Source organism: Chitinophaga eiseniae (genome assembly GCF_900167135.1).
GTDB lineage: Bacteria > Bacteroidota > Bacteroidia > Chitinophagales > Chitinophagaceae > Chitinophaga > Chitinophaga eiseniae.
Window position 1 is genome coordinate 76,498 of record NZ_FUWZ01000003.1, and the last position, 19,262, is coordinate 95,759.

The 19,262-nt window shown below is 51.8% G+C and carries 15 protein-coding genes and 1 pseudogene; 5 read left to right on the top strand and 11 right to left on the bottom strand.

Annotated elements, in window-relative coordinates; all coding sequences use genetic code 11:
* Positions 1-27: 27 nt before the first annotated feature.
* The 7 genes from B5D63_RS19075 to B5D63_RS19105 all read right to left on the bottom strand — a co-directional run bounded on the left by B5D63_RS19075 (position 28) and on the right by B5D63_RS19105 (position 10,102).
* Positions 28-1,236, bottom strand: coding sequence for a TlpA disulfide reductase family protein (locus B5D63_RS19075; RefSeq protein WP_078670443.1), 1,209 nt, complete (start codon positions 1,234-1,236; stop codon positions 28-30).
* A gap of 31 nt (positions 1,237-1,267) precedes the next feature.
* Positions 1,268-2,353: a TlpA disulfide reductase family protein gene (locus B5D63_RS19080; protein ID WP_159456074.1), complete on the bottom strand. Its 1,086-nt coding sequence runs from the start codon at positions 2,351-2,353 to the stop codon at positions 1,268-1,270.
* 21 nt (positions 2,354-2,374) lie between these two features.
* On the bottom strand, positions 2,375-3,796 hold the full coding sequence (locus tag B5D63_RS19085) for a RagB/SusD family nutrient uptake outer membrane protein (protein WP_078670445.1): 1,422 nt from the start codon (positions 3,794-3,796) through the stop codon (positions 2,375-2,377).
* A gap of 21 nt (positions 3,797-3,817) precedes the next feature.
* The gene (locus B5D63_RS19090) at positions 3,818-7,264 is read right to left on the bottom strand and encodes a TonB-dependent receptor (protein ID WP_078670446.1); all 3,447 of its coding nucleotides are present in this window, start codon (positions 7,262-7,264) and stop codon (positions 3,818-3,820) included.
* Positions 7,265-7,663: 399 nt separating this feature from the next.
* Complete coding sequence (locus B5D63_RS19095) at positions 7,664-8,803, bottom strand: FecR family protein (RefSeq protein WP_078670447.1); 1,140 nt, start codon at positions 8,801-8,803, stop codon at positions 7,664-7,666.
* A gap of 79 nt (positions 8,804-8,882) precedes the next feature.
* Positions 8,883-9,443 (bottom strand): RNA polymerase sigma-70 factor, encoded by a 561-nt coding sequence (locus B5D63_RS19100; protein WP_078670448.1) that lies wholly within the window; start codon positions 9,441-9,443, stop codon positions 8,883-8,885.
* Between the two features lie 140 nt (positions 9,444-9,583).
* Positions 9,584-10,102 (bottom strand): Lrp/AsnC family transcriptional regulator, encoded by a 519-nt coding sequence (locus B5D63_RS19105; RefSeq protein WP_078671325.1) that lies wholly within the window; start codon positions 10,100-10,102, stop codon positions 9,584-9,586.
* Between the two features lie 205 nt (positions 10,103-10,307).
* Between B5D63_RS19105 and ppsA the strand changes: the two genes are divergently transcribed.
* Entirely contained in the window at positions 10,308-12,731 is a 2,424-nt protein-coding gene (gene ppsA / locus B5D63_RS19110) for a phosphoenolpyruvate synthase (RefSeq protein ID WP_078670449.1), read from the top strand.
* 296 nt (positions 12,732-13,027) lie between these two features.
* A pseudogene (locus B5D63_RS19115) lies at positions 13,028-13,222 on the top strand (class II fructose-bisphosphate aldolase); the annotation flags it as partial.
* On the opposite strand, the gene B5D63_RS19120 reads toward B5D63_RS19115, so the two are convergent.
* From B5D63_RS19120 to B5D63_RS19130, 3 genes are all read right to left on the bottom strand, one after another.
* Positions 13,219-14,286, bottom strand: a complete 1,068-nt coding sequence (locus B5D63_RS19120) for a helix-turn-helix domain-containing protein (RefSeq protein WP_235021586.1) — start codon at positions 14,284-14,286, stop codon at positions 13,219-13,221. The pseudogene B5D63_RS19115 and the gene B5D63_RS19120 overlap by 4 nt on opposite strands.
* 181 nt (positions 14,287-14,467) lie before the next feature.
* On the bottom strand, positions 14,468-15,040 hold the full coding sequence (locus B5D63_RS19125; protein WP_078670452.1) for a hypothetical protein: 573 nt from the start codon (positions 15,038-15,040) through the stop codon (positions 14,468-14,470).
* Between the two features lie 8 nt (positions 15,041-15,048).
* Entirely contained in the window at positions 15,049-15,849 is an 801-nt protein-coding gene (locus tag B5D63_RS19130; protein WP_078670453.1) for an alpha/beta hydrolase, read from the bottom strand.
* Between the two features lie 178 nt (positions 15,850-16,027).
* Between B5D63_RS19130 and B5D63_RS19135 the strand changes: the two genes are divergently transcribed.
* On the top strand, positions 16,028-16,399 hold the full coding sequence (locus B5D63_RS19135; RefSeq protein ID WP_078670454.1) for a DUF4345 domain-containing protein: 372 nt from the start codon (positions 16,028-16,030) through the stop codon (positions 16,397-16,399).
* Between the two features lie 62 nt (positions 16,400-16,461).
* On the opposite strand, the gene B5D63_RS19140 is transcribed toward B5D63_RS19135, so the two are convergent.
* Complete coding sequence (locus B5D63_RS19140; RefSeq protein ID WP_078670455.1) at positions 16,462-16,821, bottom strand: nuclear transport factor 2 family protein; 360 nt, start codon at positions 16,819-16,821, stop codon at positions 16,462-16,464.
* Between the two features lie 214 nt (positions 16,822-17,035).
* Here B5D63_RS19140 and B5D63_RS19145 point away from each other — a divergent pair, with 214 nt between their 5' ends.
* Positions 17,036-17,986 (top strand): 1-phosphofructokinase family hexose kinase, encoded by a 951-nt coding sequence (locus tag B5D63_RS19145; RefSeq protein WP_078670456.1) that lies wholly within the window; start codon positions 17,036-17,038, stop codon positions 17,984-17,986.
* 4 nt (positions 17,987-17,990) lie between these two features.
* The gene (locus tag B5D63_RS19150) at positions 17,991-19,235 is read left to right on the top strand and encodes an NRAMP family divalent metal transporter (RefSeq protein ID WP_078670457.1); all 1,245 of its coding nucleotides are present in this window, start codon (positions 17,991-17,993) and stop codon (positions 19,233-19,235) included.
* Positions 19,236-19,262 lie beyond the last annotated feature (27 nt).

Genomic DNA, 19,262 nt, shown 5'->3' on the forward strand with positions numbered 1-19,262 from the left:
AATGAGTCATTTACAAGGCTTTTTGCATTACGCGCCGAATATCTCCCGCAGCTTTTTATTCATCGCATCGTCATCCTCTCCCCCGCCGCCATAGCGGCCGATGATCATGCCTTGCGGATCAATCAGTATTTTGGTGGGCAGCGAGTGGATGCCGTAGTCGTCGCTGATATCTTCCGGGTTAGGCAGGTTGTTTTTCCGCTTTTCCCAGTCGAGCCCGCGCAGTACATGTTTCCAGATGCCGATGCCGTCCTGGGTCACTGCTTTTTTCCAGGCGTCGTGATTGGAATCGTCATCCGAGATACCGATGATTTCAAAGCCTTTGTCTTTGTACTTGCCGTACAGTTCTTTCAGATGCGGATTGCCTTTACGGCAGGGGCCGCACCAGCTGGCCCAGAAGTCTATCAGCACATATTTTCCTTTGAAGTCAGACAAGCTCAGGGTTTTACCATCGATATCCGTTTTGGTGAAGGTACGCGCTACGCTGCCCGGTGAACCGGCACGCAGTCCATCCAGTTCCTTTTTTATTTCCAGGCCGTCGGCGCTTTGCTGCATCTCCTGTGACATGCGGGCATAACAGGCCTCCCCTTCTTTCAGTGGCATACTACTGATACGGTAACGCAATATCTGTGCGCTTACATAAGAGTTGGGATATTTATCGATGAAAGCTTTGTCAATTTTCTCCATCGCTTCATAATGCGGCTCCATCTGGTCTTTCAGCTTTTCCAGCTTATCCTTCAGCGGCTTCAGGGCAGCCTCTGTTTTCTTTGCACGCAGACCGGTGCTGTATTCCTTATTCAACTTTCCATACGCTTCCGACAGCGGTTGCAGTTTTTTCATGACAGGCGCACGCATGGCATCCAGCGCTTCCTGCTCCAGCTGTACTTTGGACCCGGTGAGTCTGGCATCTTTCAGCTTTGCGGTGGCAGACTTCAACTGCAGGTCGCCCGGCTCTATAAAAAAAGACGTCACATTACCTTCTCCGTACATCGCTTTTACTTTGTCAACGTACAACCGCGCCTGCGTTGGCTGTGACAGCTCTCCGGTGAAAGTGAATCTGCCGCCACGGGTCATGACGCTGTCCTCTCTGAATTTGTTGGCACTTTCGGCATAACCGAAATAGATGTAGCGATCAGGCAGTCCTTTGATATCTCCCTTGAGGGTAAAAGGTTGGCTGTTTTGTGCCGATACCTGTAAGGCAGGCAACAGGCAAGAAAATAGAATCCAGTTATACTTCATCTGATGTTATTTTTAAAGTTATACTCGTTTTTTACTGAAGTGTCTCCGCCAGTTTCTTATGCAGGCCAGCACCTCTCAGGTCTTTAGCGATAATGATCCCCTGCGGATCGATGAGGAAAGAGCAGGGAATAGCCTGTATACCGTATTGCTGCGCCACCTCGTTGCGGAACCCTTTTAGATCAGACACCTGCATCCAGGGCATACCATCCTGTTTGATGGCTTCCTTCCATTTGTCGGCTTTATCGTCCAGCGATACGCCCACCACCGTGAAATTCTTATCCTTAAATGTATTGTAAGCCTTTAACACATTGGGATTCTCCGCCCTGCAGGGGCCGCACCAGCTGGCCCAGAAATCCAGCAGCACATATTTGCCTTTGAAATCGGACAGGCGTACCGGTTTGCCGTCAACGTCCGCCTGTGTAAAATCGATCATCGGTTGACCGACAGCGCTTTTCTTCAGTACTTCCAGTCTTTTGCCCAGGCGGGTACCGGCGGCCGACTGCTGCGCTGCCGGCGCCAGCTGACGGTACAGGCTGTCCAGCGGTGCATATTCGCCGATAACGGCCATATCTGCGATAAGGCTCACACTCACCGGGCTTTCAGGATGTGCGGCGATGTATTGTCTGCTGCGTTCCCGCCGTTGCATACGCAGGGATTCCAGTTTGGCTTCCAGCGCCGCTTTAGCGGTATCATTGTCTTTCACTGCAGGAAACTGATGATACAGCGTATCCTCTCTTTCAGTGATATCAGCGATCAGCTGCTGATAGTTCTCATAAGCCTCCTGGGTAGCAGAACCGGTGATCTTCGCCTTGTCCAGCGAATCCATATTACCGGTGAGCGTCACCGCAGCGTTTTCCATAAACAGTTCCATGTAGCGGGAAGAAGTACCGATATAGATTTTCTGCGGTTCGGCGATAACACCCGTCCAGGTGAACTTACCATCTTTTACCGGTACCGTATCCGTCTTGGCGGAATCAGCCACCGGTATGGAGATGAAGACAACGGAGTCTTTCAGTCCTGTTAGTTCAGCAGTAAGCGTGGCATGTGGTGTGGCGGCCTGTTTACAGGCGGTTGCCAGCAACAGGGCGGCTAAAAAAGTTTTTGTGTGGAGATGCATCGTTAACATTTAAAAAGTGAATTATTCCTGGTAGCCGGGGTTCTGCGGACCAAAGGCGGTGTTGTAAAGAAACTCGCCATGTGGCACCGGCAATATGTATTTAATCTTGTCGTTGGCGGTTGGCCGCAGTTCCTGGATGAGCGACGAAGGAAGGCGCAGTAACGCCATCCACTCCTGGCCGTCTTCGGCGATGAGGTTTCTCACGCATTCGAGGTACAGTTGTTTCAGCATATCATTCACCGACGTGGCGTTGTCTACTGCGCTGAAATCGGTTACGCCGGCGCGGCCCATCACTTCCATCAGGATAGTACGGGCGGTCTGTAAGCTACCACCGGAACGCACGATGGCTTCGGCTTTCAGCAGATACACTTCTGTCAGCCGGAAAGCATAAGATGTTTCAGATAATACAGAAGGGCTGTCCCCCTGTTTGATATATTTCAGGAAATAATAGGTGCCTTTGGTTCCGGTATTCTCAGTACCGATCAACCAGTTGCTGCGCGGATCGTTCTTCAGCAGGTCTTTCAGCGCCGTTTTGGCGACATACAGCGAAGAAGCACCGGGCCAGTACTGCCGGCTGAGGACATAATAAAAACTCTCCTGGTTCTGTTGCGGCTTAATACCCAGTATCACTTCCGGGCTGCTCAGCCCTTTGAAATAGAAGATGTCTTTTGTCTGCGGCTCCGGTTTATATTTACTGTTCAGGATAATGGAATCCGCCAGGTCGGTTACCTGTTTATAGTCCCCCGGTTGCCCGTGGCTCATCAGCACCCGCATTTTCAGCGCCATGGCCGCCCAGCGGGTAGCGTACCATGCCTTGTTTTCCGCAGGCGCGTTAGCGATGGCATCGTCCACATCGGCCAGGATAAAGGTATAGCTGTCTTTCACGGAACTGCGGGCCTTGGGCACGGCATCTACCTGCACAAAATCTTCGCGGATCAATGCTCCGTACGGACTGCTCAGATCAAACCACTGTCCGAAGAAACTTAACAGTTTAAAGTGCGCGTAGGCTCTCAGGAAACGGGCTTCGGCCAGTATCTCTTTTTTACGGCTGCCGGTGAACTGTTTGTCGTCCAGGGCGGAAACACCTTTGATGATGCCATTGGTAGCGTTGATCAACTGATAAGAGGAAGTCCAGTAAATATCTGCATAGCTGGATCTCGCATAGTTATTGTTTTCTCCCTGGTCCGGACCATAACCATATCCCATATACCCGGCAAACATGGCAGGCGGCACCTCATGCTCAAACCATTTGGTAATATTATCGGAATTCACGGCGGCAAAGCGATAGTAAGCGCCGTTGAGCGCAATTTCGGAGGTACGTTGGTCAAGAATCGTATTACCATCCACCTTGGCGTTCTCTGGTAATTTTCCCAGTTCCTTCCGGCAGGAGGTACTGGAGATCACCACAGCACCGAGCAACATATATATAATCCTTTTCATCATAATTAACTGGTTTAATAATTTTTAGAATCCGAAACGCAGACCAAGGCTAAACTGCCTTACCGTCGGGAAGGTGCTCACATCGCTGCTGCCGTTGATCAGGCTGTACGGATTATTGCTCACCTCCGGATCAGGGCCGGGGTACTTTGTAACGGTGAACAGGTTAGTGGCGGAGGCATATACTGAGGCGTCCCGGATATTCATCTTCTTGGCAGCCTGTGCCGGCAGCTGATAAGTGAGGGTAACGGATTTCAGTTTCAGATAGGAAGCGTCGTATACCTCGGCGCTGCTGGTGTTGGCGCCGTACTCGCCCAATATCAGCCTTGGCCTGTCAGCGGAAGTATTTTCCGGCGTCCAGCGTCCGAGGATGCGCGCACCTCTGTTAGCGAAGCTTTCAAAGTTTTTGTTCTGTATATCCGCGAGATATAACAACTGTCCTCCGTAAGAGAAAGTCAACAGCGTAATCAGGCTGAAATGCTTATAGGTGAAGGTATTTGTAAACCCGCCATAGAAGGTAGGCTGCGCCTGCCCGATGACATCGCGTTTATAAAACCCTTTATCAAAACCCTCTGTAGCGATTTCATACATGGCATCGCCGATGCCCAGGTATGGCGCCATGTACTGCGCATAGGTAAAGACTTTTTTGTAGTCATCCAGCTGTTTCTGATCGCGGATAATACCTGTTTGTTTGTAGCCGTAAAAGAGCCCCAGCGGTTCCCCTTTGCGTACTACGGCATTGGCGCTCAGGTACGTAGCACCGGCATCGTTCGGGTCAGCAAAATCATTATTGATGTCTTCCACGCGGGAGCGGTTACCGGAAACATTCAGGGCGCCGGTCCATTGGAAATGCCGGTGTTTAATAAAATCTGTACGCAGATCTATCTCCAGCCCCTTATTGCTGATGGTGGCGATGTTGGATATCACGCTGCTATAGGAAGAGCTGGGCGCCAGCTGTGTGGACAACAACAAACCGGTGGTGATCTTCTCATAGTAACCAATCACGCCGCGCAGGCGGGAACCGAATAATTCAAAATCCAGGCCGAGGTCCTTCTGCAGCGTAGATTCCCACTTGATCTTACTATTCCCCAGCTGCGACGGTACCAGGGCATTCACGCCTCCATACGAGCCCGGCGTATACAGGGTGTAATAAAGATGGTCTCCGAAGTTCTGCGTACCGGTATATCCCGCGCTCACACGCAACTTTAACTCATTGATCCATTCCGCTTTCTTCATGAAAGGTTCTTCTGAAATCCGCCAGGCCGCGCCACCGGAGGGGAAATAACCCACCCTGTTGTCAGACGGGAATTTGGAAGAAGCGTCAGAACGACCCGTAAAAGTGAACAGGTATTTTTCCTTCAGCGCATAGTTGGCGCGCATATAAAAGCTGAGCAACGAATTTTGCCCTGAGCTGCCGGAACCCGGCAGCGTGATGGCGGCGGAGGAGAGATTATTCAGGTACTTATCATCAGGAAAACCCTGGCCGCTGGCAGAGAACGAATTGAAACGGAATTTCTGCCAGGAAGTACCACCGAGGAGGTTCAGCCGGTTATTTTCATTGAATTGTTTATCCCAGGTGAGGGTATTTTCTATGAAGACGTTTACGTCTTCTGTTTGTCCCTGTGAGGCCGTACCGCCGTTAGAGCTGCTGACGCCGCTGGCGGATGCGATCACCGCAGTGCTGGGCACATAGTTCAGCTGATGATAATTATTATAGTTAACGGATAGTATACTTCTGAACTTCAGGTTTTTCATCACATCATAGTCTCCGGACAGGGAACCGATCAGTGAAGCGGTTTTAGCCGTGTTAATACCTTCCAGCAATACCATCGGGTTTTGGAATCCCTGGTAATTGTAACCACCGATCTGTGATCCCAGGAACTGGTAGGGCGATCCGTCGGGATTATATGCCGGCAGCGTAGGCGGCGCATACATGGCGGCAGGGTAAATACCGTTGGTGATATTGTTTTTCGTGAAGCCGTAATCGAGATTGGTAATGACGCGGAACCGGCTGGTGATTTCATTATCCAGGCTGATTTTACCGGCAATACGGGAGAAGTCGGTCCCTCTCAGTACACCATCCTGTTTCGTATAGGCGAGAGAGGTATAATACCGTGAGCCGGAGCCCCCGCCGCGCACCGCAATGTCGGCGGTATGGGTAACGGCATTCCGCAGCACCAGCTTCAGCCAGTCTGTATTGGCGGTCCCGAGGCTTTGGGGATTGTTGATGATATTGGTCGCTTTCGGATCAGGATCTTCTCCGGCAGCGGCCCTGACGGCATTCGCGGTGCGGGCGGCTTCCTGTAAGAGGTCCATGTATTGTTGTGCGTTCAGCAGCTTTTCTTTGATAGGCTGACTAACGCCTGCGTAGTAATTGGCTTCCAGTACCGGTTTCTGGTTCAGTTTTCCTTTTTTGGTAGTGATAATGATCACACCGTTGGCCGCTTTGGAGCCATAGATGGCGGTAGCGGAAGCGTCTTTCAGGATATCGATGGATTCGATGTCGCTGATGTTGAGACCGGCGAGGCTGTTAAGGCCGCGGGAAAATGATCCGTCTACCGAGTTATTGGGATCGTCACTGCCCGCTCTTTCAATGGGGTTCACCACTTCCGACTGGTTCTGGATGTAGCGGTTCTGGATGGTGACCTGCACGCCATCGATGATGTACAGCGGATCGTTACCGCCCAACAGGGAGGTGCCTCCGCGGATGCGGATTTTGGCCACGCCGCCGGGCGAGCCGTCAGCCTGCGTCACCTGTACGCCGGCGGCTTTGCCGGACAGCGCCTGGTCGATGCTGGCGAAAGGAACGTTCTTCACTTCCTCCACGTTGACAGAAGCGACGGAGCCGGTCAGGTCTTTTCTTTTGGTGCTGCCGTAGCCCACTACCACATACTGGTTGAGGTCATCCACTTTGGCGCTGAGTTGTATTTCCAGTTTGGTTTTTCCGCCGAGAGAGATGGTACGGGGCTCGAAGCCCACGCAGGACACCAGCAGCTCCGACTTTGCGTCTGCATTACGCAGTACAAAGAAGCCGGCGCGGTCCGTAATGGCGGCGACGTTGCTGCCTTTCACGCGGATGGTAACGCCGGGCACGGGATCGCCGTGTTTGTCCACCACCCTGCCTTGTACCTCCTGTGGCGGCGCGAGGGCCGGTTGCTCCGGCTTTGTTTCGGGCGGTGTCACTTTCCGGGAAATGACGATGGTGTTGCCTTCAATGTCAAAAATAAGCGGCTTGTCCTGCAGAATCTTCGCCAGCGCCGTGCGCAGCGGCTGCTCACGGATGTCTGCCGAGACAGTATGCATGTCTGACAGGTCCTGGTTCCTGTAAAAAAACACGAACCCTGTTTGTTGTTTGATAACAGCGAACACCTGCTGCAGCGGCATATTCCTGCATGCTACGGTAACGGTCTGGGATTTCCCGGTAGCGTAGATGTTGAACGCCACCACCGTTAATAAAAACGCGGTTAATCTCATTGTTCTCCAGATTTTGGTCACACAGTGATTTTCGGTTACCCGGGGTATACTACCCCTGGTCGATACAAAAGTTTTGTGCCTGTTGCGGACAACATTAATTTTCATACCTTAGGTTTGGTTTTTGGTTGACAAATGTTTCCCGTCCGCCCCTTAAAGGGCAGCAGGAAGGGTTCTGAAAAGAGTTAACCGACGATCAAACCTGGTGCGGACGCCAATCTTGACACCAGGTTTTTTTATGGATGAAACATAAGCTCCCGTACCCGGTGGGCTTCATTTTTTTCATAACATGATATTAGTGGATAGCTATCGCCCGGGCCTTTCCGGTCCGGTAAACAATTTACCGGTTGACTGTCCCGGTATTTGGTAATGGTTGGTTATAAATAGTGTTAAATGTTTCCGCTAAGGATAGATAACAAGCTTTCTCCCCTCTTCCAGCTTAAAATTAACGCTCGCCTGTTTCAATATATTCATCAACTGGTTTTGTGTCAGGTTCCGGCCGATTTCACCGGTAAACGTGCCTTCCGGTATTTTACCGGCGTAGGTCACCTCGATATTGTACCACCTGGCTAACTGCCGCATCACGGTGGGGATGTCTGCGTCATCAAAAGAAAAATAGCCGTTTTTCCACGCGACGGCGCTGTTGACGTCCACATGTTTCAGCCACTCGATATCGTTACTGCCGGATGCAACACGGGCCTGCTGTCCCGGCTCCAGGTGTTTGTAGGCGCCGGGCGTTCTTACCAGTACCGCGCCTTCCAGCAGCGTGGTTTTTATGGTTTGCTCATCGTCATAGGCGTTGATATTAAAATGCGTGCCCAGCACCAATACGCTGATATCGTTCACTTTCACCTCAAACGGCCGGGTGGCGTCGGCGGCCACTTCAAAATACACCTCTCCTGTTACGGCCACTTTCCTGCTATTGCCGGTAAAGGCCGTGGGATAGCTGATAGAAGAGGCGGCGTTCAGCCATGCGTCTGTGCCGTCCGGCAGCGTTACCTTAAACTGTCCGCCTCTGGGCGTACGCAGTACGTTATTATTGGCGGCGTGACTGCCATTGCCTTTGTAAACGATCTGGCCATGTTTCGTCTTCTCTACTTTCACCCCTTGTAAGGTCAGCAAGCCGGTCCCGATACTGTCGAGATTCACCACGGAGCCGTCGGCCAGTGTCAGCGTCGCTTTATCGCCCCCGGGCTCGACCTGGGCAGGTAAGGCCGTTGCTACCGGGGCAACTTTCCGCACCCGTGAGAAAAAATAATACCCACCGCCGGCCATTATCAGGAGCAATGCCACCGCGGCAGCTCTCCGGTACCACTCCCCCATCCGGCGTACCCGTTGCTGAGGCTGTGTGACAGCCTGCAACCGATGGTACATCCGGTCTTTCAGACGGTCTTCTGTCTCCGGTTCCGCCATCGTCACCTGAGCGGTCAGCTCCTGTTCATCGTAGGCGTTATACCATTGCAGCAGACGGTCTACTTCCGCTTCACTGGCTGTGCCGGCAAGGTACTTTTCCGATAGTATAGCCAGTTCTTGCTTATCCATTCACTTTAGAATTTACAGGTGTTATATAAGGTAAGTATGGAAACGGCAGGCTTACCCTACCTCGGGGGGAAATTTTTTTTCAATACAGGAAGATGGCATGGAAGTAGTTCCGGAACTGTACCCGCAGCCGCTGTAATGCTTTGGTGATATGTTTTTCCACTGCTTTCTCGGAGATCTGCAGTTCGGCGGCTATTTCGCGGTTGCTGAGGCCTTCGTTGCGGCTGTAGTTAAAAACGAGCCGGCATTTCTCGGGCAACTGTTTCAGCTGCTGTTCCATGGACCGCTGCAGAAAATGCAGCTGCGCCGTTTCATCGGTCACGGCCTGCAGGGATTCGGGGAGCGCTTCTACCGTGGTGACCCGTGCTGTTTTCGACAGCTGGGCAAATACAGCGTAACGGTTGGCGGTAGCCAGATAAGCAGGCAGCGAGTGGATGACAGACTGGTTTCTGCGTTGCCACAAGCCGGTAAATACGTCCTGCACTACATCTTCCGCCAGCTCACGGGAGCGCAGGCGATCGTATGCCAGTACATACAAACGTTTCCAATACCGGTTGTAAATCTCCGTAAAGGCGGTGTGATCGTCAGCGGCCATCAGTTGAACCAGCTCTCCATCAGCATAGAAGGTGTAGTCTGTCATCATCTTAATACGTATAACACTGCTATCGCCGGCTATTATTCAAGACTTTCTGGTTGATTTTTCAGTCGGTTTCTTCCTTCAAAACTACGGCTTAAGGGGCAGATAAACAAGCGCCGGGCGCCTGAAAATTCCGTCAGGCAGGATTACTTATCTGAACCGGGGCCCGCCTTCTGCCGGCCTTTCGGCAGCTGCGCCGTTTTCAGGTTCAGCCCTGTCTCTTTCTTCGTTTCAGACAAAACGAACAGGCTTCTGATCTTCGAGATATTTTCCAGTTTGGATAGTTTGTTGGAATAAAAAAGCTCGTAGGCTTCCATATCGGCAATCACAATTTTCAGCAGGTAATCAAACTGGCCGCTCATTTTATAACTCTCCAGCACCTCCGGGAAAGAATTGATCTTTTGCTCAAAGCTCTGCAGCTTGTCATGCCCATGGCCTTCCAGCGTTACGCTGGTATAGGCAATCAGCGTACTGCCCAGCTTTTGCGGGTTGAGCACGGCCACATACCCGGTGATATATCCTTCTGCTTCCAGACGCTTCACCCTGTCGAAAACAGACGTGACCGATTTCCCCAACCTGGATGCAATCTCCTTGTTGGTGGTCCTGGCATCGGTCTGAAGTATATCCAGAATGCATAGGTCTGTCATGTCCGGTGTGAAACTCATGGCTGGTTTTTGATCAAAAATAGGGATATGGGCACATATTGCCGAAAAAAAATCGGTGGCAGGAGCCGCTGGCGGTTTTGTTTTCGGCAGCAACGCCGGAACATCCCGCAGGATACCAATTGCCATAACTTTCAGGAGAAACAATTTACCACGTATGGAAGGCTGATGATAGTGCCTGCCTGTCAACATTAAACAACAACACTCCATGAAAGAAAGCATTGTACTCCCTCTGCAAGAGGTGGGTCTGGACGCTATTGCCCTGGTGGGCGGAAAATCTGCCTCCCTGGGTGAAATGATCTCCGGGCTGTCAAAAGCCGGCGTAAAAGTCCCTGGCGGATTCGCGATCACGACGAAAGCCTATTATCACTTTATGCAGAACAGTGGCCTGGACCAGTTCATCAGAGACCAGATCGCACAGATCGATTTCAACAACATCAGCTCCCTGCGCAGGGCCGGCCAGCGGATCAGGCAGGAGATCAGCAACTCCAGGTTCCCCCATGAACTCAGCCAGGAAATTATTGCCGCCTACCAGGCGCTGTCCGGACAGTATGGCCAGGAACAGACCGACGTGGCCGTGCGCTCTTCCGCAACAGCAGAAGATCTTCCGGATGCTTCCTTTGCAGGGCAACAGGAGACTTTTCTCAACGTACGCGGACCCGTGGCGCTGATAGACTGCGTAAGGAACTGCTTCGCTTCCCTGTTCACCGATCGCGCCATCAGCTACCGCGAAAACTTCGGCTATGACCATTTCAGTGTAGGCCTTTCCGTATGCGTTCAGAAAATGGTACGCTCAGACCTCGGCGCCTCCGGCGTAGCCTTCTCCCTCGATACCGAATCGGGCTTCCGTGACGTGGTACTGATCAACGGCTCCTGGGGCCTTGGAGAGCTGGTGGTACAAGGCGCTGTTTCGCCGGATGAGTTCATCGTCTACAAACCCCTGATCCAATCCCAATACAAACCTATCCTTGAAAAAAAGATGGGCGTGAAGGATAAGAAAATGATCTACGGTGAAAGCAGCGACGAACGTACCCGTGTGATCCCCGCCACCAAACAGCAGCAGCACAGCTTCTGCCTTACAGACGATCAGATCCTGCAGCTGGCCGCCTGGGTACAACGCATCGAATCATACTATTCCGATAAAAAAGGCCACTGGTGCCCTATGGACGTAGAATGGGCGCTCGACGGCCTTAGCCACGAACTGTACATCGTACAGGCGCGGCCTGAAACCATTCATTCACGCAGGGACAGAAACAGGATCACCACCCGCTCCCTGGACACCGGCGGCGCCACGCCCCGCGAACTGTTAAGAGGCATCGCTGTTGGCGACGGTATCGCGGCCGGCAACGTCAACATCCTGTTCTCCCTGGACAACCGCGTTGCCACGACCACCTTCCAGCCCGGAGACGTACTGGTGACCGATATGACCGACCCCGACTGGGAACCCATTATGAAAATGGCTTCCGCCATCGTGACCAACAAAGGCGGCCGCACCTGCCACGCAGCCATCGTAGCAAGGGAAATGGGCATACCGGCTATCGTGGGCTGCGAAGATGCCACCGAGAAACTGAATGGCGGACAAGCCATCACCGTGAGTTGCGCCGAAGGCACCGAAGGCGTGGTATACGAAGGTATCCTGCCGGTGAAAGAAGGACTGCTCGATTTATCCAGCCTTCCCACCGTGAAGACGCCGCTCATGCTGAACGTAGGATCGCCATCCATGGCATTCCAGTTCACCCACCTGCCCGGCAAAGGCATCGGCCTGGCCAGGGAAGAGTTTATCATCAACAACTATATTAAAGTCCACCCGCTGGCGTTGCTGCATCACCGTGAGTTAAACGACGCCGCGCTGTCTGCCGAAATAGCGCAACTGATCTACGGTTATGAAAACGAAGCGGACTACTTCATCAGCAAACTGGCGTCCGGCGTAGGAAAGATCGCCGCTTCCAGCTATCCTGACAAAGCCATTGTGCGTTTCTCCGATTTCAAAAGCAACGAGTATTACAACCTGCCCGGCGGGAAATATTTCGAGCCGAAGGAAGAGAACCCTATGATAGGCTGGCGGGGCGCGTCACGTTACTACTCGGAAAAATACAAGACCGCTTTTATGCTGGAATGCGCCGCCATCCGCAAGGCAAGGGAAACCATGGGACTGAACAACATTGTTGTCATGATTCCTTTCTGCCGCACCGTGGAAGAGCTGGAACAGGTATTGGCCGTGATGGAAGAAGCCGGGCTGTCCAGAGGACAGAACGGGCTGGAAGTATACCTGATGGCGGAACTGCCGTCCAATATCATGATGGCGGAGGAGTTTGCGCCGCATATCGACGGTTTCTCCATCGGCTCCAATGATCTCACACAGCTTACCCTCGGGCTGGACAGGGACTCCGAACTCGTGTCCGGCCTGTACAATGAACTGAGTCCGGCCGTGCTGCGCATGATAGCACGACTGATTAAAGTAGCCAAAGAGTTCAAAGTGAAAGTCGGCATCTGCGGCCAGGGACCTTCCGATTTCCCTGAGCTGACGCGGTTCCTGGTGCAACAGGGCATCGACAGCATTTCTATTACGCCTGACGCGCTGGTAAAAACACTGTGGGCAGTGCATGAAGCGGAGCAGCTGGTAGAAGCCTGAATAGAAGACACCATCAGGTAAAAAAAGTTGGAGAGATGGTCTCTCCAACTTTTTTTATATTTTTTGATCAATAAATTATTAAGATTGTAGGGAGAAATGCAAAGTCTGATTGTCATTACAGCCACTAAATAAGGAGCGGCAATTACTGCTACAGGTATCTGAGGGCGACGAAACCGCTTTCCGGCAACTGCTCTATGCCTATAGTGACCGTTTGGGCGCCTTCGTTTACAAAATTACCGGTTCGCGGGAAGTCCTAATCTTACCTATAATCATTTCAGGGGCCAGGCTCCGGCGTACCGGACGAACAGCTGAAGGCAGCGGTGAAAAACGGCATCGCCAAAGTAAACCTCGCCACCGAAACAAAAAATATCTTCATGAAAACATTACAGCAGCAACTCCGGCAAACGGAAGACATAGACCTGCGGCGGGTATTCCCTAAAGCCATAGACGCCGTTACCTCGCTGATATCGCAGAAACTACAGGTGATCTAATCCTCCTCCTGCATATTTATATGCATCGCCTTTACATAAGCACTGGGCGAAAGCTGTGTGATCTTCTTAAAATTCCGGTTAAAGCTCGTCTTGGAATTAAAGCCGCATTCAAAAGCCAGCGACAACAACGTATACTGTTGACTCCCCGGCTGCAGCAGCAGTTGTTTTAAAGCTTCGACCCGGAGCACATTGATATAATCGTAAAAACTGCTGCCCTCTTTGGAATTGATCACCTGGGAAAGCACGGCAGGATGCACGTTCAACGTTTTGGCGAGATCGCCCAGCGTTAAGCCGGCATCTTTGTAACACTGCTGTTCCCGCATGAGCGCCGTCAGCGCAGCATGAATTCGTGTCGCTTCCACATCGGTGAGACTGCTTTTTTCATACTTTACTTTCTGGCTGGTTTCATCTGCCTCTGCTTCCCTCGCCTCTTCCGGCTCCGGCTCCGCCAGCCTCACCAATGCAGGAAGATACACCTCATGCGCAGGCAGCGGACTGGAGAAAATGCCCACCTGCCGGATGCCAAAGTACCCGATAAAGAAAATAAACAGCGCCACCACGAGGTATAACGACGCAGCAGACTCGAAAAAGATGACCACGATCCAAATAACGCTCATGCCGCCAATGAGATAGCGCAACCAGTTCAGCGTAATCTTATCCGTATTGGAAAACTGAACGGCCACATTCTGCCGGTGACGGCGCAGCAGGTAAAGGGACAGTATCACATACACCACCCCCGAAATAATAATGCCCCATACCATCGCATGGAAGAGTGGCGTAAACTTCGAAGGGACAGCGCCCAGCTTTTCTTGTACCGTCATAACCGGCAACACGGGCGCCAACAGGACGGCGGCCAGCACCGCCGGGGTGAAATGAAAAATATTACGCCACCCATGGCGTTGCTGGCCGGTGAGAAATAAAATATACAGGTATAAAAACGGGCCATGCAGGAAGGGAAATGGCAACTCCCAGCCAATCAGCGCCGGCATATCGCTCATCTTATTAAAGGCATACCAGCCGATCAACGCCTGATGCACCACCGCAAAAAAGAACCAGGCACTCAATATTTTGTCCGCAATACTTTTTTTACGCTTGCTGATCAGGATGATGAACAGGAATAGCGAGATAAAAACACCCCCTATATATATAACACGCCAGTCCGATAACATATCACTTGCTAGTCTGATGTAAGAAATACCAAATATAAGGGTTTCAACCTGGTATTACTACATCAACAGCCCTGCATCAGCGTTTCAGCCGTATGCCCATCCCCATTTCTATACTGATATGCTGGAAAGTGCTCACAGGATAACCCTCAAAGGGATAGAAAGGCAGATAGACCTTCGCATTGAAGGTGCGTCGTTTTCTCCCGAGCGACCAGTCCAGCAGTAAACCCACATCCGGCATCGTGGTGCTGCTTTGGGTGGTGATTTTCTCCAGGCCGGGATAATTGAGCGTTTCCTTGAAAGCGATGCGCCGCACGCCGCCCATAGCCAGCACGGTAAGCCGTACAAATTTTTTAGGCCCGGTCATCGTATACCCTATGCCCACCTTTTGAGACAACTGATAACTATAATTCGTTTCCACGTTGTAGGTGTTTTTAGCCACGGCACTGGCCAGCATGGCATGCGCGCCCAGCACCCAGTTGCCCTTCAGGGAATATTCTACAGAAACAGCGGCGAGGCCTTTTACCGGCAGGCCCCACGGCAATGCGCCAACAGCCGGTTTAATGGTAAAGCGGGATAACGACTGCTCCTGCTCCTGCCCATGCAGGCTGACCGTCAGCAGCAGCAAGCCAATAATAAGTAGGTTTCGCATAAACGGGTTTAGTTGTTTTCAAAGAAAAATGTAAGCGCCTTTTTGATGTTCGTCTTTTTGGAGTCGAGGTGCCCCTTCCCCGGGGTGATGTAATCCTGCAGCGCATAGTGGGGGTAATATGCCTGTAACGCATTGCGGAAGCCTGTAAAAGGCGGGCGCATCTTTTCCTCCAGTTCGCCCAGCCCGAGGAAAAAAGTACCGCTTCCCTCCTTGTTTTGTTCGCGGTAGGCCTTTTCGTTCCGGAGGGCGATAGCATCATCGTACCAGAAAGAAGGGCTCAGGCACAGGTAGTGGCCAAAGATCCGGTTATGGTTGGTAAAACTGTGCCCTACCAGCAAACCGCCGGCGGAATGCCCCAGGATAGCCCTCGCCGAGCGGGCGGGCGCTGCATGGAACTCAGATTCCATCCGCGGGATCAGTTCCGCTTCTATGAACTCGATAAATTTATCGGCGCCGCCGCTGCCGATGTCGCTGGGGGTGGGGGTGTAATCGTCCATACGGTCGTGCCCGTAACCGATGCCTACCACCAGCATCCCCTCCTGGTGACGGTCGCGGGTTTGCCTTTCGCATTCCACCGCGGTAAAGTCAAAATCCAGCTTCGCATCCAGCACGTAGAGGGTGCGATACCCCCTTGCAGGGGAATAATTTTCCGGCAGGGCCACCCTGATGTCATAGTTGCCACCGTTGACGGTCGACAGGAGATTGAACTCCCGGACGCGGCTTTTTTCGACCGTCTCCTTCTTGCAGGCCGAAAAAATCAGGGTGAGGCACAAACATCCGGCAAGGCGCCAGGTACTACACAGTTTCATCCATTCGTGATTTTAAGTAAAAGATGCGGCCGAATGCACGGCCGTTTGTGAGAGCAAAACTATCGAAGCGGTACGGCATAAACGGTTCACCTTATAAGGTGGCACCTATACTGGCAAAGGATTTCGGGGTGATGGGCCCTCTTATTCCCAGAGAAAAGGTTGTGTACGGCCGGGGGATATGATAAGTGCGGGAAGCTTTTTTATGGTGAGCATGATGGGCTTTTTTAGTCCGCAGGCAGTTATGGACCTGGTACAGGTGAAGCTGCCCAATAGTGATGCGTTCAGTTCCATCCGGGGCGTATATGGCGGAGTGGGGTTAACGATCACGGTCATGCTTGTACGTTGGGCAATCAAGGACCTACAGCAGGGAGTGGTTTTTCTATGCTGGCTGTGGGGCCTCTACGCACTGTCGAGGATAATTACCTGGACGGCAGAAGGCCCGCTGGGTGCATTCGGTACGCAATGGCTGGTAATAGAAAGCGTGTTTTTTGCGATGGGAATGTTATTATGGCTGCGATTGCCCAAAAACAAACCTGCCATCCAGGGCTGACATTATAAGCCCGTGCTGGCGACAGGCCGTCTCTGGCATCGAGACGGCCTGTTGATGTTTGTTTACATGAAAAACTGTTCTGAAACAATTTTACCATTTTTCACAGTAAATACACAAAGTTCCGTTACCGTCTGCCGGTCTCCGCCCTTCAGTTTAATATCCATTGTCAGCACAAAGGAAAAGGCGTTTCCGGCGATCAGCGGCTCCGAAACTGTGGTACCGTGCCGGGATTCCACCATGGCATTAAATTTCCGGTCCTTTTCCCTGAGGGCTTCCTTCCCTTTGGTCTCCTTCTCAAAACCCGGGACATCTGCAGGCTCTATGCTAACGGCCTCGTCAGCGTACAATTCCTGCTGCGCCAGGCTAAACTCCTGATTACGGCAATATTCAGCCAAACGGGAGGCTATCTGTGCTACTGTCATAAGCGTAACTTTTAACTAAAGTTACAAATTAGCCGCTGGTTAGTTCACCTGGGCCACATCGCCCCTTTAAGTTCTTAAGTAAGAATATACGACAACGGCCCTACCCCTGACAAAAATCAGCATAGCGTCTAATGACGGTCATGGTAATCGACGCAGCAGGCTGGTACCTTTGGTTTGTTCCCACAAGGGAAAAGACCATTTTAAATCCAAAGGTATGTCCCGCATTATCACTATTACACTGAACCCCGCCATTGATAAAAGTACGACTGTACCCATATTGGTACCGGAACGAAAGCTGCAATGCAGCAACCCTGTCTTTGAACCCGGTGGCGGCGGGGTAAACGTGGCAAGGGCAATCATACAATTAGGCGGTGATGCCCAGGCTATCTACCTGGCAGGAGGTCACTCCGGCAAATTTTTCGACGCTTTGCTGAATGCTGAAGGAGTACCAACGCTGTCTGTCCCCATTGCAGGACGCACCAGGGAAAACCTGATTGTCAGCGATATCTCCAATAACGCACAGTACCGGCTGGATATGCCGGGCCCTACGGTGGACACCTATGAATGGCAGCACCTGCTGGAAGTAATCAGGGAAATGGAGGAGGTGGACTATATCGTTGCCAGCGGCAGCCTGGCTCCGGGAATCCCCCCTGACATATTCGCCTCTTTCAGCGCCATAGCCACTCTCAAAGGACTCCGGTTTGTTGTGGATACGTCACGGGAAGCCCTGAAGCAGGCATTGCAGGAAGGCGCCTACCTTGTCAAACCCAACATGCGGGAACTGGCCGGCTTTGCAGGAAAAGACACGCTTAACAACGAAGAGATAGTGGCGGTGGCCCGGCAAATCATCAGCAAAAAGCGATGTGAGGTAATCGTCGTATCCATGGGAGCAACAGGCGCCATGTTAATAACGGACAGCATCTCCTTAAAAATCCCGGCGCCACGGGTGCCAAAGGTAAGTACTGTGGGCGCAGGAGACAGTATGCTGGCAGGTATTGTTTATGCTTTGTCTGCCGGCCGGGAAATAGTGGAGGCAGCACAATTCGGCGTCGCCTGTGGCACGGCCGCCACGCTGAACCCCGGCACCGCTCTGTGTAAGAAAGAAGATGCACAACGGCTTTTCGAGGAAATACGCAAAACACAGTCTTACACCGTTAGTCATTAAACAGATGAAAGCTGCCAGCATCCGAAAAGCACTAAAAGTATTAGGCCCCGGCCTTATTACGGGGGCCAGCGACGACGATCCCTCCGGTATCGCTACCTATTCACAGGCTGGCGCCCAATTCGGGCTTTCCACCTTATGGACAGCCCTCGTCACCTTTCCGCTGATGGCTGCCATCCAGGGCATGTGCGCGCGGATAGGGCTCGTCACCTCCCAGGGTCTCACTGCCACGATCCGGCAACATTATCCCAAACCCTTCCTTTACCTCATACTGCTCCTGAGTTTTCCTGCCATTACACTGAATATAGGAGCAGATATCCAGGGAATGGGGGCCGTATTTCACATGGTCTTCCCCGCTGTTTCCGTGTCTGTTTTCTGCATCGTCATCACCTTTTTACTAATGATTATCATTATCCGGTATCCTTATCAAAAAATCGCCTCCATTTTAAAATGGCTCTGTATATCCCTGCTGTTGTACATTATTGTTCCCTTCATGGTAGACCTGCGCTGGGAGGTAGTTGCCCGAAACACCTTCCTCCCGTCCATGCATTTTGATAAAATGTCAGCGTCCATCATTGTAGCGATCCTGGGCACCACTATCTCCCCTTATCTTTTTTACTGGCAGGCCACCATGGAAGCAGAAGACATGGTCCACCGCCGTATTGTGGTAGATAAGAAGGTGTTGAACGGCATGAGGACAGACGTGAATACCGGCATGTTATTTTCCAATATAGTGATGTTTTTTATCATCCTCACTACCGGAACAGTCCTCTATCCGGCAGGCATCAGGCAAATTGATACCGTAGACCAGGCTGCCCGGGCATTGGAACCGCTGGCGGGAAAACTGACCTATCTCATTTTCGCTACCGGCGTACTGGGAACAGGACTGCTGGCTATTCCCGTGCTGGCAGGGGCGCAGTCCTATATGCTGGCGGAAACGCTTGGATGGACAGAAGGCCTGGACAAAAAATTCGCACAGGCAAAACCTTTCTATTTTTCCATTATCATTTCGCTGCTGGTGGGCCTGCTGCTCCAGTTCTCCGGTATCAATCCACTGAAAGCCTTATTGTATACTGCCATTTTATATGGGGTAACCGCACCTGTCTTAGTAGCGGTCATCCTCCACATCGGCAACAACAAAAAGATAATGTACAACAATACCAACTCCTGGTTTTCCAATTTCCTGGGAATTATAACATTGGTTGTAATGACCGCAGCGGCATCGATACTTATCTGGTTTCAGCTCAGCTGAAGTTTTCTCACCCTGTAATAAAAAAGC

Excerpts from the sequence above, each read along its gene's own strand:
- B5D63_RS19075 (WP_078670443.1), bottom strand. The coding sequence starts at position 1,236 with ATGAAGTATAACTGGATTCTATTTTCTTGCCTGTTGCCTGCCTTACAG.
- B5D63_RS19145 (WP_078670456.1), top strand. The coding sequence starts at position 17,036 with ATGTCCCGCATTATCACTATTACACTGAACCCCGCCATTGATAAAAGT.
- B5D63_RS19080 (WP_159456074.1), bottom strand. The coding sequence starts at position 2,353 with ATGCATCTCCACACAAAAACTTTTTTAGCCGCCCTGTTGCTGGCAACC.
- B5D63_RS19085 (WP_078670445.1), bottom strand. The coding sequence starts at position 3,796 with ATGATGAAAAGGATTATATATATGTTGCTCGGTGCTGTGGTGATCTCC.
- B5D63_RS19150 (WP_078670457.1), top strand. The coding sequence starts at position 17,991 with ATGAAAGCTGCCAGCATCCGAAAAGCACTAAAAGTATTAGGCCCCGGC.
- B5D63_RS19125 (WP_078670452.1), bottom strand. The coding sequence starts at position 15,040 with ATGCGAAACCTACTTATTATTGGCTTGCTGCTGCTGACGGTCAGCCTG.
- B5D63_RS19135 (WP_078670454.1), top strand. The coding sequence starts at position 16,028 with ATGATAAGTGCGGGAAGCTTTTTTATGGTGAGCATGATGGGCTTTTTT.
- B5D63_RS19100 (WP_078670448.1), bottom strand. The coding sequence starts at position 9,443 with ATGATGACAGACTACACCTTCTATGCTGATGGAGAGCTGGTTCAACTG.
- B5D63_RS19090 (WP_078670446.1), bottom strand. The coding sequence starts at position 7,264 with ATGAGATTAACCGCGTTTTTATTAACGGTGGTGGCGTTCAACATCTAC.
- B5D63_RS19140 (WP_078670455.1), bottom strand. The coding sequence starts at position 16,821 with ATGACAGTAGCACAGATAGCCTCCCGTTTGGCTGAATATTGCCGTAAT.
- B5D63_RS19105 (WP_078671325.1), bottom strand. The coding sequence starts at position 10,102 with ATGAGTTTCACACCGGACATGACAGACCTATGCATTCTGGATATACTT.
- B5D63_RS19130 (WP_078670453.1), bottom strand. The coding sequence starts at position 15,849 with ATGAAACTGTGTAGTACCTGGCGCCTTGCCGGATGTTTGTGCCTCACC.
- B5D63_RS19095 (WP_078670447.1), bottom strand. The coding sequence starts at position 8,803 with ATGGATAAGCAAGAACTGGCTATACTATCGGAAAAGTACCTTGCCGGC.
- ppsA (WP_078670449.1), top strand. The coding sequence starts at position 10,308 with ATGAAAGAAAGCATTGTACTCCCTCTGCAAGAGGTGGGTCTGGACGCT.